Raw genomic sequence first — 15,879 nt, 5'->3', positions numbered from 1 at the left:
AAAAATACCTACAAGCCTAAACCTGTAGGTAATTTTTTATATATTATTTTGATTAATTATCTAACACCGTGCATCATTTTCTTCAAAAATGGAGTCAATGCAAATAATATGATTGCTGCAATTCCAGTAAGAACAACAAACACCATAAAAAACTCATATAAATTATGGATTTCGAATCCTGCAAAAACAGGATTATGATTCATAATTTGATTTTTGTCCAATAATTGTAATTGTTCTGCTGTAGGCACAACTGTTTTATCTAAAACAGCCTGTAAATCTATCCCCAATTCTTTTGCTTTATTGAACTTATCTCCAGTTGCAGGAATCAATGCCCCCAATGTACCCGCTAACGCATAACCTGCCGCATTTGAAATAAAGAAAACCCCATATAATAATGACGCAAATCGTCTAGGAGCAAGTTTACCAACCAACGAAAGTCCGATAGGCGATAGACATAACTCTGCACATGATTGAATAAAATACAACAAAATCAACCACTTAATAGCTAGTAATCCCGTGTTTCCAATATCTTTTACGTTATGCGCAATAATAAAATAACTTAATGAAATAATTGCTAAACCTAAAGCTTGCTTCATAGGTGAAATAGGCTCTCTATTAGAAGCTCTCAATTTATCCCATAGAATACTAAATGGCACTGCTAATAAAACAATACAAATACCATTAAATATTTGAACCATAGAAGCTGGCATTTCCCAACCAAACATTATGTTTCTATCAGTTTGATTTGAAGCAATAAATGTTAACGAAGAACCAGCTTGTTCAAATGCTGCCCAAAAGAAAATAATAAAAAATGAAATAATATAAATCACTAAAATTCTTTGCGTTTCAACTTTAGTAAGAGTCGAGTCTAACAAAATTAAAACAGCCAATGAAATTCCTGCACCATATATAATTGGATATATTATTCCTTTTACAAGAGTCCCAATCTCAAAATTGGTAAATCCAAATTCACCAACTAATAGGTATCTAAAAATAAAAAACAAAACAAAAAATAAAGCAGTAACAAATGCAATAGATTTACCTGCGAATTTAGCTTGATCTAACACCTCTCCTGTAGTGTTATTTCTATTTGGCTTTGTACCTATTGGACTTCCGTCTGGAGAAATTACATGTTTATCTTTAAGAAAAATAAAAATTATAGTTCCTAAAACCATTGCTATACCAGCCATCAAATAACCCCATTTAAAAACGTTAGGATCTTGAACTCCATTTACTTTAACATCTGCAATCAATGGAACAAAATATTGACTTAATAATGCCCCAATATTAATTCCCATGTAAAAAATAGTAAATGCTGAATCTAATTTTGTTTTTTCTTGTGGTGGATACAAACTTCCAACCATAGAAGATATATTAGGTTTAAAAAAACCATTCCCAAATATAATAACAAACAAGCCCAACCAAAAAATCGTTTTTGAAAAACCTAAAGTAGTATCATAAATTGTAGCACTATAAAACAAACAAAACTGCCCTACAGCCATTAATGTACCTCCTAATATAATACATGCTCGGTTTCCTAAATATTTATCAGCAATAAATCCACCTAAAAGCGGAGTTAAATAACATAGTGCTAAAAAGCCGCCATAAATAATTGAGGCATTTGACTCCCCTAGCATTAAAGCGTTTACCATGAATAACGTTAAAATAGCTCGCATTCCATAAAAATTGAATCGCTCCCACATCTCTGTTCCAAATAATACCCAAAGACCTTTTGGATGCGCAGTTTTTACTTGAGTTTCTCCCATATTATTCATTATTATTTTAGGTTAATATATTTTTAGATTATAAATTTTCTTTGATAAAGTTAGTCATTTTATTATAAAGCTGAATTCTGGTTTTCCCGCCATAAATACCATGGTTTTTGTCAGGATAAATCTGAGAATCAAACTGTTTGTTTGCTTGAATCAACGCTTCCATCATTTGCATAGAGTTTTGAACATGAACGTTGTCATCAGCAGATCCGTGAATCAATAAAAACTTACCTTTTAATTTATCAACATGGTTTATTGGAGAGTTTTGATCGTATCCACTCGCATTTTCCTGTGGAGTCTGCATGTATCTTTCTGTATAAACGCTGTCATAAAATCTCCAGTTTGTAACCGGCGCAACAGCGATTGCCATTTTAAACACATCATTTCCTTGAAAAATACAGTTCGAAGCCATAAATCCACCATAGCTCCACCCAAAGATTCCAATTCTTGAAGCATCAACATAAGGATAAGCTCCAATTACTTTTGCAGCATCAATTTGATCTTCAACTTCGTATTTTCCTAATTCCTTTTGAGTCACTTTTTTGAAATCGGCACCTTTAAAACCAGTTCCTCTACCATCAACACAAGCTACAATGTATCCTTGTTGTGTTAAAGAAGCAAACCAATAATCATCAGAATTGTTCCAATCATTATTTACTTGCTGCGATCCTGGACCAGAATATTGGTACATGAAAACTGGATATTTTTTTGAAGCATCAAAATCTTTCGGCTTCATAATCCATGCGTTCAATTCATTTCCTTTAGCTGTTTTTAAAACAAAAAATTCTTTTGCAGGAAGATTATATGCTTTCAATTTATCTGCAAGTGCTTGATTGTTTTCTATTACTTGAATTTCTTTTCCAGCTTTAGCCTCATTTAAAGTATAAGTTGTTGGTTGAGAAGCGCTAGAATAAGTATTAATAAAAAATTGGAAGTTAGGACTAAATGTCGCTGCACTTGTTCCAACTTTAGAAGTTAAACGAGTTTTGCTTTTTCCGTCTAAACCAATTCTGTAAACATCTCTATTGATAGAACCATTTTCTGTAGATTGGTAGAAAATAGTTTTTGTTTTTTCGTCGAAACCGTAGTATGAAACCACTTCCCAGTTTCCTTTTGTAACCTGATTTTTAAGTTTCCCTGTTTTATCATAAAGATAAATATGATTGAAACCATCTTTTTCGCTTGTCCAGATAAAACTATTATCTTTTAAGAATGTTAAGTTATCTGTAACATCAACGTAAGCTTTGTCTTTTTCATTTAAAACCACTTTTGCAGCAGCAGTTGTTCCGTCAACAAATAACAAATCAAGATTACTTTGGTGACGGTTTAAAACCTGAGCTGATAATGTATTATTATCATTTGTCCATTGTAATCTTGCAATATAAAAGTCATTGTAATTTCCTAAATCAACTTTTTTAGAAGTATTTCCTGCAGCATCATAAATATGTAATGAAACTACTGAATTTTTTTCTCCAGCTTTAGGGTATTTAAACGTTTCAACCGTTGGATACAAATCTTTTTGAAAAATAGACATCGAAAACTCAGGAACCTGACTTTCGTCAAAACGAATATAAGCTATTTTTTTACTGTCTTTACTCCAGTCAAATGCGCGTACAAAAGAGAACTCCTCTTCATAAACCCAGTCAGTGATACCGTTTATAATTGCATTTTTCTTTCCATCAGTAGTTATCGCTGTAGATTTTTTTGATGCTAAGTCGTAAACGTATAAATTGTTTTCTTTCGCATAAGCAATCTTAGTTCCATCAGGAGAAAAAGTTGGCTCTTGAATTTGAAAATCGACAAGTTTTGTCAGTGATTTAGAAGCAATATCATATAAAAAATAATCTGCTGTAAAAGAGTGACGGAAGATTTTTTTAGAATTGCAGGCAATTAAAATCTTTTTTTCTGAAGCATCGAAGGTATAGCTGTCAATCCCGTCTGAAAGTGCTGCGTAGCTTTTAGTATCTATTAAGTTTGATACTTTTTTTAGAGTTGCAAAGTCATATAAATCGATCTGCATACTCCTGCTGGCTTGGTCAACATTTAAAACCGTATATTGGTTTGTGTTTTTTAAAGATTGCAATGCATCCATTCCTTTTGCCCGAAATGCCCCGCCGTAGATGTTTTCAACCGTTATCTTTTGCTGCCCAAAAACTGTCGCAACTATTAACAAAAGCACAACAGTAATTTTACTTGTATTCATCAGAATTATTTTAAATATAAAAAGAGCCCAATTTTAGTAAAAAAAATAAACATAATACACATTTTAAGTGTTAAATGTTAAAAAAAATAACGATTGCGTATTTTCATGTTTGAAATACATTGCAAACAAAACTCTTAAAATAGTATCTTTGCCGCAACAATATTATTTAATATACTGAGAATGAACAACGCTGTTGCCGGATTTTCTAAATTATCCAAAAAGGAAAAAATAAACTGGATTGCCAAAGAGTATTTTTCAACGCCAGAAGAGGCACTAAATATTATAAGAAATTACTGGAATTCAGACGAAAAGCTCCAACAATTGCATGACGAATTTATCGAAAACACGATTTCAAATTTATATATTCCACTTGGAGTTGCTCCGAATTTTTTGATAAACGGAAAATACAAAACCATCCCAATGGCAATTGAAGAAAGTTCAGTTGTTGCCGCGGCATCAAAAGCTGCGAAATTCTGGTCGACGCGCGGAGGTTTTAAAACAACAATTATTGATACTGAAAAAATAGGTCAAGTTCATTTTACTTACAGCGGAGATGTTGAAAAACTTCAATCTTTCTTTCAAGAAATAAAACCAAAATTTTTCTTTGATACACAAAGCATTACAAAAAACATGCAGCAGCGTGGCGGAGGAATATTAGATATTCAGTTAAAGGATAAAAGAAGCTTACTTAACAATTATTTTCAACTTCACGCCACTTTCGAAACAAAAGACAGTATGGGCGCAAATTTCATAAACTCTTGTTTAGAACAATTTGCATCAACTTTAAAAGAAGAATTTCAAGATTCTGCTTTATTTTCTGATGAAGAAAGCTTGAAAGTAATAATGAGCATTTTATCTAATTATGTCCCAAATTGTGTTGTAAGAGCCGAGGTTTCTTGCCCAATTGAAGATTTAACCGAGAAACACATCCAGAATCCACAAGAATTTGCAGAACGTTTTGTACAAGCTGTTCAAATTGCAGAAGTCGAACCTTTTAGAGCTGTCACGCATAACAAAGGAATCATGAACGGTGTAGACGCTGTAGTTCTGGCAACTGGAAACGATTTTAGAGCTATTGAGGCCGGCGTTCATGCTTATGCATCAAAAAACGGGCAATATTCAAGTTTATCGCATGCTAAAATTGAAGACGGAATTTTTACTTTCTGGTTAGAAATACCTTTGGCTTTAGGAACAGTAGGAGGCCTAACTTCGCTGCATCCTTTGGTAAAATTGTGTTTAGAAATTCTTCAAAAACCTTCGGCAAGAGAATTAATGGAAATTACTGCTGTTGCAGGTTTAGCGCAAAATTTTGCTGCATTGCGTTCTTTAACTACAACTGGAATCCAGGAAGGACACATGAAAATGCACCTGAACAATATCATCAATCAATTTGAAGCTACAAGCGAAGAACGTCATTTAATCAAATCACATTTCAAGAAAACTGCAGTTTCTCATAGTGCTGTAGTTGAATTTATTGAAAACTTAAGAAAATAAAAATTCCAAAAAATTATAGTCTCTACATAAAATTCCAAATTCCAACGATAATTGGAATTTGGACTAGAGCGATAGCAAAGAGGAGAAACAACTAAAATATTGGATTTTTTATAAACTGAAGCATGAAAACAACTTTCTACAGTAACGGAAAACTACTCATTTCTGGAGAATACTTAGTTCTAGATGGTGCCGATGCATTTGCACTGCCAACAAAATTTGGTCAAAATTTAGTTATCGAAAATAGTGATGACAAAATTATTGAATGGAAAAGCTATGACTACGATCAAAAACTTTGGTTTGAAGACACTTTTACATTTGCAGAAATAATAACCAATGCCGATTCAGAAATTGAAACTGTAAGAACAACTTTAATTGATATTCTTCACGAAGCCTACCTGTTAAATCCAGATTTCATTGAACAGTCTAACGGTTATCGAATTACCACGCATCTAACTTTTCCAAAAAATTGGGGATTAGGAACATCATCAACACTAATCAACAACATTGCTCAATGGACAAAAGTTAATGCTTTTACATTGCTTAAAAACAGTTTTGGGGGAAGTGGTTATGATATTGCTTGTGCTCAAAATAATACGCCGATTCTCTACAAAATAGAAAATAACAATGTTGAACCAATTTCATTTAGACCTGATTTTACAAAAAACATTTTCTTTGTTTATCTAAATAAAAAGCAGAACAGCAAAGCAGCAATACATGCTTATAACAGGCATAAAGACCAAAATTTAACCAAAAGCGTTGCTGAAAACAATAAAATTACTAAGGCAATTTTGAACGCTAAGACTCTAAAAGAATTTGAATATGCAGTCGAAAAACATGAAATTCATTTAAGTAATATTCTTGAAATTGAAACTATTAAAGAAGTTGCTTTTCCTGACTTTAATGGCACAATTAAAAGTCTTGGTGCTTGGGGTGGAGATTTTGTAATGGTAATTTCTAAAGAAAACCCTAGAGAATATTTCCTTAAAAGAGGATATAAAACTTTTTTGACTTATACCGAAATAATTTTACAAAAGTAATCAATCATAATAATTTTCAATTTATCTTTAATTACTACTAGCCTTTTTGGTTTCTAGGCGTTTGACTTTTTCACTCTCAAGCTCATTAGATTCTATAAGTGCATTATGAAGACGTTCTGCCATTTTTTCGATACTGTTTGTAATTGAAATATATACCAATTCCATTCTGCGATGTTTTTCTTCTTTTACAGCTTTCAAAATATCTTCTACAAAAACTTTCTCATATTTCTCAGCAACAGAATCTCTTGTGTTTGTAAGTCTGATGACATAGTCACTGCTTAAAATCGTAACGTTAAAGTGCTGCTCTTCGTTACTTAAATAGTATTTGCCTCCTAATTCATCAACATTGATATCAGTACTGCTCACTTTTAAAAGCTCCGTAATTATCCCAAAGATATGATTCTCAATTTTAGAATATACCTTTGTTTTTTTTCGTAAGAAACTAAACATGTTTGACATTAATTGCTCGATTATTATTATTTTTTCTTTTCCTTACTCAACTACGAAAGAAAACACCTACATAGTATAAAGTCGAAATTCTTACAAATTAACTGCAATTAATTGGAAATCACAAATTTTTTCAAATTAAATAAATATTATTCCTACAATAAAATATTTAATTTTAAGAAATTTACAGTAATTAAAGACACATATACCTTTTGACAAGTGATGTCCAAAAGCATAGAGGCCTATTTAGCGAGAAATTGAAAGTCTTTTTCTAAACTTTTAATCGACATTAAAAGATCTTTTTGTTTACCAAAACTGTGTATTAAATTGCAGGAATTAAGCACGAATTAGTAACCAACAAAAGAAAACCCGAAACATCAAAAATGACATTTCGGGTTTTTATGATAGTGACTACTTTTTATTAGTAATTGAACTGTAATCTATTATCTTCAATTTTAGCATTGTTTTTTAATGCTGGTAAAATTCTTCCTGCATCTGATGCACTTTGAGCTTTTACTTTAGCAACATACTCTGCGTGATTTGCAAGAGTTGGAGCTTTAACAGTACTTATGTTTTTCACCACATAAACTCCAGTATTTCCTTCGATTGGAGCAGAAATTTTGTTAGTAGCTAAAGCAAATGCATTACCTACAACTTTAGGCTCTTGTCCAACTCCTCCAGGTAAAACTGGATTCTCTAAAGTAACATTAGCAGCTTGCTGTACAGCTACACCAGCACTCTTAGCAATAGCTTCGATGCTTGAACCTGTCATTTTAGCTTTTAACATTTCAGCTTTTTTCTTGTTTTTCAAGATTGGCTCAACGTAAGGTCTTGCCATAGTAACAGAAACTAAACCAGATTTATTTTCGCTTTTGTATTGTGCAATTACGTGACCAATATTAGCGATTTCAAAACGTTTTACATCTCCTGTACTTGTTTCTTTGTCAAATGCCCATCTAATGATGTTTCTTTGATTTCCTAACGGACCAAATGCTTCATCCATTGCTTTTGCAGTAACCGGCGCAGCAACTTTTAAACCTAATTCTTTTGCTGTAGCAGCAAAATCTTTATTAGCAGCATCCATTTCAAATTTAGTTGCTAATGTAAATACTTTATCAGAAGTAACTTCAGATGGCTCAATTTTTTGTGCAATTGTAGCTAAACGAATACCGTCTTGTTTATCTGTAATTTTGATAATGTGGAAACCAAATTGAGTTTCTACTAAACCAACTTTTCCAATTCCGTTATTGAATACAAAATCATTGAATGGTTTTACCATTTGACCTTGACCAAAATATCCTAAATCACCACCTTGTTGTGCAGATGAATCATCAGAGCTTGTAAAAGCAAGCATCATAAAACTATCTGGATTAGCTTGAACTTGAGCTAAAATTTCTTCAGCTTTAGCTTTTGCTTCTTCTTTTGTTCTTTTTTCTTTTGGACTTGGAGTTTGAGATCCTTCGTAACCAATTAAAATATGACTAGCTTTTGCATTAACACCAGCTTTAAATCCTAATGATTTAGAAATAGCATAGTATCTTCCGTAAACATAAGGACCATAAATAGAACCAGCTGGTAAGCTGAATAATTTATCAGCATCTACTGCTGGAAGATTGTTTTTAGCAACATAAGTAGAATCGTAAGGAACATCAGAATTTGAGTTTACAAATTCAGCAATATTTGTTGCATTTTTAAAACCTGGCAATGTATCGTTTTTACCTGTTTTTGCATTATACTCTACTCTTCCGTTTAATAAAGCTGTTAATTTAGCTTTAATTTCAGCTTCGTCTTCTTTTGAAGCTTTATCCTCAACTAAAACGTATTGAATTTCACGAGTTGCATCAGCTTTGAATTTTTTCTCGTTTTTCTTCATGTAAGCTACGATTTCATCATCAGAAATTTTCACTTCACTATCTTTTATAGACGAATATAAAGCAGCAGCATAAGCAAAGTTTACTTTGTTTGCTTCCATTTCGTATTTCAACTTTCCTTCACTAGCAGTTGTGTAAAGTCCAGCTTTTACTAAAGTATTGTAAATTTGAAATTTTGCATTTAACTCAGCATCTTTTTCTTTTTCAGAAATAAATTGAGCCGCTTCAGGATTTGCTTTAAAGTAGTCTTTAAACTTTACTACATCAAACATTCCTGCTGCATTCAAAAACATTGGGTTTTTACCAATATTTGGATCAGATTTTAAAACTTCAAGTAAGTGTTTTTCACCAACTCTCAATCCTAATTTATCAAACTGAGTTGATAATAATGCGATTGAAACCTCTTGGTCCCAAACTCTATTTGCAGCTTCAGTGGAAGTAATTCCTTGACCACTTTTTTCAACATTACTAACTTTAACTCTAAAGTCTTCAAATGAAATATCTTTTCCATCGATGCTTCCTACATCTTTTGAACTTTGACCAAATGTTCCTCTAGTAAATAGATCTTGTATTATAAATGCAAATAATGCAAGTGCAATAACTCCTATCAATAAAGCGGAACGCTGTCTAATTTTTGCTAAAACTGCCATTTTTAATTATCGTTAATTTTATATTCAGTTTGCGAAAATACAATTATCTAGTTAATAACAATACAACTAGGGTTTTATTTTACACAATTTTTTTCAATTACTAAAAAAATCACTCTTTTATTGTCATTTTGACCAACTCGATTTTCTTGTTTGAAGCTTGTTCTATCACAAAATGATACTTGTCGATTACAATTTCATCTCCTTTTTGAGGAATTTCTTTAGTATAATTTACAATAAAACCGCCTAACGTTCCGTACGAATCTTCTTCGGGAATCATCAGTTTGTAGGTTTCGTTTAAATACTCAACATCTAATCTTGTCGAAAACAAATATTTCCCTTCACCCAATTCCTGCTCAATCAATTCTTCGTCTAAGTCGTGCTCATCTTCTATTTCTCCAAAAAGCTCCTCGACAATATCTTCAATAGTAATAATGCCAGAAGTCCCGCCATATTCATCAAGAACAACTGCAACATTTTTTCGCTTTTTTATCAAAATATTTAAGGCGTCCTTTATCAATATTGTTTCCGGAACGTACTCCACAGTCATCAAAACTGATTTTATTGTTTTTGGCTTTTTAAACAAGTCAAATGAATGAACATAGCCCACAATATCATCAAGAGAATTTTGACTTACAACAATTTTCGAATATCCTGTTTCTATAAACAGCTCTTTAAGATCTTTTATACTGTCAAACAAATCTATATCGACTATTTCTGTTCTCGGGGTCATAATATCACGTGCTTTTACACCTGAAAATTCTAACGCATTCTGAAAAATCTGAATCTCAGAATCTACTTCTTCATCATCTTCTACTGAACTCATTTGTTCTGTGATATAATTCCCTAATTCAACTTTACTAAAATACAATTGAACTTGATCTCCTTCTGTTTTAAAAAACTTCCTCAAAACAAAGTCAGAAATCCAAATAAAAAAGGTAGACAAATAGTAAAACAATCGATAAAAAAGATATGCTGGTACAGCAAAAACCTTAATCAGCGTATTGGCATAAATTTGAAAAAAAACTTTTGGAAGAAACTCAGCAGTAATTAGAACTATAAAAGTCGAAATTAAAGTTTGAAGCAAAACTGTTGAGAGAGCCGAAAATTGAAAACCAAAACCGGCAATACAGCCAATAATTAAATCTCCCATATAAAAGCCATAAATTACTAATGCTATATTGTTGCCAATAAGCATAGAAGCAATAAACTTTGATGGATTTTCTGTAAGTTTAGTTAAAATTTGCGACAAGAAATTATCTTGTTTCTTCTCAATACCAAGATAAATTTTGTTTGAGGAAATAAAAGCTATTTCCATTCCAGAGAAAAAGGCTGATAGTATTAAACATAATATTATAATACTAATTTCCATTTTTATTGTTTTTTATTACGATCGTCAAATTTCTTGACAAATCTTCTTCTAAAGAAAAACATAAACACCGCCATTCCGGCAATAATCAAACTCATTGGATAACTTTCGTTTCCTTCGTTTAATTTTGTCACACCGTCATAAATAAAAAAAACAGCAAAAAGGATGTAAACGTATTGTGTATATTTTAAATAACCCATAATTATATTTATTCATTTGATTCAATTTCGCCACTTATTCGCTGCGAATTAATCACTTTAAAATCTTTACTAAAATCAATTCCCTGCCCGTAAGAAACTCCCTTGGCATCTGTAAGTTTGAATTTTCTTTCTGTATAAAACCATTCATTTTTCTGATCAAAATACAGCTGCTCGGTTTCTAAAACCTGACCTTCCTCAGATGTTATTCGCACTTTTCCCTGTAAATCAATTATACTTGTAAATTTATAGGAAACAGCATAATTTGACTTTATAAAAGTACGCTTTTGTTTCTTATCATATAAAGTAACATCTATTCCTTTTGGAAATTCTGTAAACGGGAAATCAAGGTTAGAATAATCTAACATTTTTGAACTTATCAAAACTCCTGTTATGCGTCCTGAGTCTGTATACTTAATATTTACCGTATCAGCATCGCTTGCCGGAACAAACTCTGAGAAGTTAATTTTTTGAACTTCTTTAAAATTGCTTTCGCAGCCAAAAAAAAGAGTTACGACAGCAGATACAACAACAGGAACAATATATTTCTTTGGTAAAATCATTTGCCAAATGTAGTAAATTGTAATGAGCTTAAAAAAACATTAGGTTATGCTTAATTAAATTTACTCTTCACAAACCATTTATCATTAAATGAGAAACTCGCACTAAAGTTTACATAGTTTTCTTGAATCAATCCCGCTGACGTCGTTCCTCTTTTACCAAATTCAACTCCGATATTTACATTTGAAAAATACCCCGGAATTGGAATTCCAGCACCTAAAGTCATCCCAATATCATTTATTGACTGATTATTAACTATTAAACCTAATTTTTCATATTTTAATCCGGCACGGTAAGTAATTCTGCTCAAGTAACTCGTGAATGAAGTATAGTTTGGAATAAAATACCCCCCAACAGCATATTTAGCATATTTTTCGTAACGAACTTTTGGGTTTGCATTGTAATAATTTGCAAATTCTCCATTTCCTTGAAAAGCCATTGTAGTACCTACTAACCATTTTCTAGCTTCTCCAATACCAGCTCCAATAGTTAACTTGTTTGGCAGTTTTAAATCTTCTGCATCTGGATTATAAACATAAGGATCTGGATCACCGCTTACCGTAATTTCTCTAGTATTATTAGATCTTAATGTACTTGCAAAAGTGTAATTCAAACTCGTAAACAACGAAACTTTTTTGTAAATCTTTGTCTGATACATAGTACCAATATTAAAATTCACACCAGATAATTCAGAAGTATTTAACTCTGTAGTCGAATTTTGAACACCTGATATAGCTTCTACACTTGTTGTTTTAATGGTTCCGAAATTGTACTGCATGTCAGCACCAATATTCCAATTTCGTCTAATTTTATACCCTAAACCAAAATAAGCTTTATTTACACCACCTTTACCGCTAAGCTGAGTACTTGTTGCTCCAGGAGTGGCTGTATTATCATTTAAAATTTTATATCCAACTGATGATAACGGAACTAAACCAAATGAAGCTCCAAATTTTCCCATTGGAATTCCAACCGCCAAATAATCAAAAGTGGCTCTTTGTGCTTTTGCCGATTCTGTATCTGTTTTTAGAGTAGAAGTTCCAAACGATCCCCCAACTGTAAATGTTGTTTGCAGCAAACTCGCATAACTCGCAGGATTTTCAATATTCAAGTGAATACTATCCTGTTCAACTGCAACTCCTGCCATAGACCTAAATTCCTGAGTTCCTTTAAATCTAGTATCACCAATTCCATAAAAAGAATATGGAGAAGCAGTACCTTGTTGAGCGAATGAAACGAACGATATAAGCAAACAAGCGCTTATTATAATTTTTTTAATCATTGTTGATTTTATATTGAAATGTTTGGTTCAAACTCTCCAAAAGGAAATTTGAATTGGCAAATATGGTATTTTTTAATCGTTTAGCCAAAAATTCTGCATCTCCTCCCGTTAAAATTATTATAAAATTTGAAAAGTTTCGGCGATATTCATCGATAAAACCATCAATCTCATAGACGAAGCCGTTTACAACTCCTGAATGAATCGCCTGCATTGTGGTATTTCCTATATATTGATCTGGTTCTTCAAAACTCAGCAAAGGCAGTCTGGCTGTATAATTATGCAAAGATTCGTAACGCAGACGAAGTCCCGGAGAAATCGCACCGCCCAAATAATTATCATTTTCGTCGATGAAATCGTAGGTTATGCAAGTGCCGGCATCAACCACTAATCTGTTTTGTTTAGGAAACTGCAAAGTTGCTCCTGCTGCCAAAATCATCCTATCTATTCCTAAAGTTTTGGGTGTTGCGTATTTATTATGAAAAGGAAATTTATCTTCGTGAGTAAAAAAATGAACCTTTAACTGCTTTTCAAAAATCAAAAAAGATTGTTTTTCGACATTACCTACTGAGGCAACTATTAAATCTGAGCATTTTTGATAGTTGTCTAAAATTTTTTTAATTTTTTTTTCGAGCTCATTTTTCTCAAAAACAAAACTCTCCAAAACAGCAGTTCCTTCAAAAACAGCTGCTTTAATTCGAGTATTTCCAACATCAACAGTTAAAATCATATTTCCTTTTTGTTTCTGCGAAGATACGAATTGATTTTTTTTTTAAAATGTTTTGGATAAACGAAAAATGATTCTATCTTTGCACCCGCAATGTGCACAGCACGGTACCTTAGCTCAGATGGTAGAGCAATGGACTGAAAATCCATGTGTCCCTGGTTCGATCCCTGGAGGTACCACGAAACCCACTCAATGAGTGGGTTTTTTGTTTTCTATACTTTTCTGTTTTGCCTAACCGCAAAGAGCGCAAGTTTTTTTCGCAAAGGTTCGCAAAGTTATTTTTCAACTTTGCGAACCTTTGCGTTTTTTTCTCTGCACTCTTTGCGGTTAAAAACCTCTTTAAATCTTCTTTACTTTTAAAAAATAGAATCTCAACAATTAAGCTTATTTTGTTAAAAAAGTAACGACTGAATAAGAAAATATCTCATATATTCGTAAAATCGTATTTTAACTTTTTATTTATTATCAAAAACACAGAGCGTTTTTATGAGTAAATCTTCTACTAAGGGCATTTGGAAAGTTATTTCTGCCTCTTCTATGGGAACAATGATTGAATGGTATGACTTTTATATTTTTGGAAGTTTAGCCGTCGTAATCTCAACCAAATTTTTCCCAAGTGATAATCCAACTGCAGCATTTTTATCGACTTTAGCCACTTTTGCAGCCGGATTTGTTGTTCGCCCTTTTGGGGCTTTGTTTTTTGGCAGACTTGGCGACATTATTGGTCGAAAATACACCTTCATGGCTACTTTATTATTAATGGGAGGTTCTACCTTTTTAATAGGCTGTATTCCGAGTTATGAAACAATTGGCTTTTTAGCTCCTTTATTAGTTTTAATTTTGCGTTTACTGCAAGGATTAGCACTTGGCGGTGAGTATGGCGGCGCAGCTACTTATGTTGCGGAACATGCTCCGGCAAATCAAAAAGGATATTGGACTTCATGGATTCAGACCACTGCGACGGTCGGTCTATTCATTTCATTAATGGTAATTCTAGCCACTAAAAATGTACTTTCGAGCGAAGCTTTTGATTCGTGGGGATGGCGTGTTCCTTTTTGGGTTTCTATAGCAATGGTTGGTGTATCTTATTTAATTAGAAAAAACATGGACGAATCTCCTGTTTTTGCTAAAGCTAAAAAAGAGGGAACAACAAGCACGAATCCGCTAAAAGAAAGCTTTGGAAATCGATACAATTTAAAATTTGTTTTACTGGCTTTATTTGGAGCCACAATGGGACAAGGTGTTGTTTGGTATACCGGGCAGTTCTACGCTATGAGTTTCATGAAAACGGTTATGAACATAGATTCATCGCAAGTCGATGGATTACTAGGAATCGCTTTATTAATAGGAACGCCATTTTTTATTGTATTTGGATGGCTGAGTGACAAAGTTGGGAGAAAATATATTATGATGACTGGAATGCTTTTGGCGATTTTATTCTACAGACCAATTTACAAAATGATGTACAGTACTACTGATGTAAGTTATAAAACCGAAATCACAGAAAAGACAACACAAAACACTGAAACAACAGCCGAGAACAATACCATAACAACAATTTCTAAAACGTACACTGACGGAACATCTTACGTAGAGAAAAAAACTGATTTTGCCGATAAAAAAGAATCTCAAAGCAGTATTTCGATCAATATCAATTCAAGCGACGAATGGACTTTGATTTTGCTGGTTTTCATTCAGGTCTTATTTGTCACTATGGTTTACGGTCCGATTGCAGCCTTTTTAGTTGAAATGTTCCCTACAAAAATTAGATACACCTCAATGTCTCTTCCTTACCATGTAGGAAACGGAATTTTTGGAGGTTTGCTTCCTGCAATTTCAACTTATTTTGTAACTCATTCAAAAGCAGCAGGAAAAAGTGATTTTTATCTTGACGGGCTTTGGTATCCAATTATTATTGCTTCTATATGCTTCGTAATTGGAATGATTTATATTGATAACAAAAACAAAACTAACCACCTTTAATAAACCACTATTATGAATGCGATTAAACAAATTTTAGGTGTTTTATGGATTGTACTTTCCATTGCTGCCGCCTATTTCTGTGTGTTTGAATTTGGCTTGCCCAAATTGCTCTCGGACAAACAAGACGATCTGGTCTTTGGTATTATTATTCTTTTTATTCTTACGCCGCTAATTGTTTTAGGTCTTGGTACATTTGGCTACTTTGCTTTAATTGGCGAATATAATGACCGAAAGAAATAAAATAACAGTATATCTTCAATAAAAAAAGGGCCTTCTATTGCTAGAAAAGCCC

13 protein-coding genes and 1 tRNA gene are annotated in these 15,879 nt (G+C 32.6%); 5 read left to right on the top strand and 9 right to left on the bottom strand.

The genetic code is table 11. The features are described 5' to 3' along the window. Positions 1 to 56: 56 nt before the first annotated feature. Both B0A75_RS01425 and B0A75_RS01420 read right to left on the bottom strand, forming a co-directional pair. Entirely contained in the window at positions 57 to 1,766 is a 1,710-nt protein-coding gene (locus B0A75_RS01425; protein ID WP_089052721.1) for a peptide MFS transporter, read from the bottom strand. Positions 1,767 to 1,803: 37 nt separating this feature from the next. After that, on the bottom strand, positions 1,804 to 3,975 hold the full coding sequence (locus B0A75_RS01420) for a S9 family peptidase (RefSeq protein ID WP_089052513.1): 2,172 nt from the start codon (positions 3,973 to 3,975) through the stop codon (positions 1,804 to 1,806). A gap of 180 nt (positions 3,976 to 4,155) precedes the next feature. Between B0A75_RS01420 and B0A75_RS01415 the strand changes: the two genes are divergently transcribed. Both B0A75_RS01415 and B0A75_RS01410 read left to right on the top strand, forming a co-directional pair. Further along, positions 4,156 to 5,469: a hydroxymethylglutaryl-CoA reductase, degradative gene (locus B0A75_RS01415; RefSeq protein WP_089052512.1), complete on the top strand. Its 1,314-nt coding sequence runs from the start codon at positions 4,156 to 4,158 to the stop codon at positions 5,467 to 5,469. A gap of 122 nt (positions 5,470 to 5,591) precedes the next feature. Continuing rightward, the gene (locus B0A75_RS01410) at positions 5,592 to 6,506 is read left to right on the top strand and encodes a GYDIA family GHMP kinase (RefSeq protein WP_089052511.1); all 915 of its coding nucleotides are present in this window, start codon (positions 5,592 to 5,594) and stop codon (positions 6,504 to 6,506) included. 27 nt (positions 6,507 to 6,533) lie between these two features. Here B0A75_RS01410 and B0A75_RS01405 read toward each other — a convergent pair whose 3' ends face one another. The 7 genes from B0A75_RS01405 to B0A75_RS01375 all read right to left on the bottom strand — a co-directional run bounded on the left by B0A75_RS01405 (position 6,534) and on the right by B0A75_RS01375 (position 13,607). Next, positions 6,534 to 6,872 (bottom strand): hypothetical protein, encoded by a 339-nt coding sequence (locus B0A75_RS01405; RefSeq protein ID WP_244284328.1) that lies wholly within the window; start codon positions 6,870 to 6,872, stop codon positions 6,534 to 6,536. A gap of 502 nt (positions 6,873 to 7,374) precedes the next feature. Beyond that, positions 7,375 to 9,474, bottom strand: coding sequence for a peptidylprolyl isomerase (locus B0A75_RS01400; RefSeq protein WP_089052509.1), 2,100 nt, complete (start codon positions 9,472 to 9,474; stop codon positions 7,375 to 7,377). Between the two features lie 109 nt (positions 9,475 to 9,583). Next, positions 9,584 to 10,843 carry a hemolysin family protein gene (locus B0A75_RS01395; protein ID WP_089052508.1) on the bottom strand — a complete coding sequence of 420 codons (1,260 nt, stop codon included), beginning with the start codon at positions 10,841 to 10,843 and terminating at the stop codon, positions 9,584 to 9,586. Positions 10,844 to 10,845: 2 nt separating this feature from the next. Next, a complete protein-coding gene (locus tag B0A75_RS01390; RefSeq protein ID WP_089052507.1) occupies positions 10,846 to 11,040 on the bottom strand; it encodes a hypothetical protein in 195 nt (64 codons plus the stop codon). An 8-nt stretch (positions 11,041 to 11,048) separates the two neighbouring features. Further along, positions 11,049 to 11,600, bottom strand: coding sequence for an LPS export ABC transporter periplasmic protein LptC (gene lptC / locus B0A75_RS01385; protein ID WP_089052506.1), 552 nt, complete (start codon positions 11,598 to 11,600; stop codon positions 11,049 to 11,051). A 50-nt stretch (positions 11,601 to 11,650) separates the two neighbouring features. Continuing rightward, positions 11,651 to 12,880, bottom strand: coding sequence for a hypothetical protein (locus tag B0A75_RS01380; RefSeq protein ID WP_089052505.1), 1,230 nt, complete (start codon positions 12,878 to 12,880; stop codon positions 11,651 to 11,653). Then, positions 12,873 to 13,607 carry a type III pantothenate kinase gene (locus B0A75_RS01375; protein ID WP_089052504.1) on the bottom strand — a complete coding sequence of 245 codons (735 nt, stop codon included), beginning with the start codon at positions 13,605 to 13,607 and terminating at the stop codon, positions 12,873 to 12,875. The genes B0A75_RS01380 and B0A75_RS01375 overlap by 8 nt, the downstream gene beginning before the upstream one ends. 103 nt (positions 13,608 to 13,710) lie before the next feature. Here B0A75_RS01375 and B0A75_RS01370 point away from each other — a divergent pair. From B0A75_RS01370 to B0A75_RS01360, 3 genes are all read left to right on the top strand, one after another. After that, positions 13,711 to 13,783: transfer RNA gene (locus B0A75_RS01370), tRNA-Phe, on the top strand. A gap of 307 nt (positions 13,784 to 14,090) precedes the next feature. Beyond that, positions 14,091 to 15,587: an MFS transporter gene (locus tag B0A75_RS01365; RefSeq protein WP_089052503.1), complete on the top strand. Its 1,497-nt coding sequence runs from the start codon at positions 14,091 to 14,093 to the stop codon at positions 15,585 to 15,587. A gap of 12 nt (positions 15,588 to 15,599) precedes the next feature. Further along, a complete protein-coding gene (locus B0A75_RS01360) occupies positions 15,600 to 15,827 on the top strand; it encodes a DUF6814 family protein (RefSeq protein WP_089052502.1) in 228 nt (75 codons plus the stop codon). Positions 15,828 to 15,879 lie beyond the last annotated feature (52 nt).

Source organism: Flavobacterium oncorhynchi (genome assembly GCF_002217355.1).
Taxonomy (GTDB): Bacteria; Bacteroidota; Bacteroidia; order Flavobacteriales; family Flavobacteriaceae; genus Flavobacterium; species Flavobacterium oncorhynchi.
Note: the sequence above shows the minus strand (reverse complement) of the source record. Positions and strands in the feature narration are given on the sequence as shown.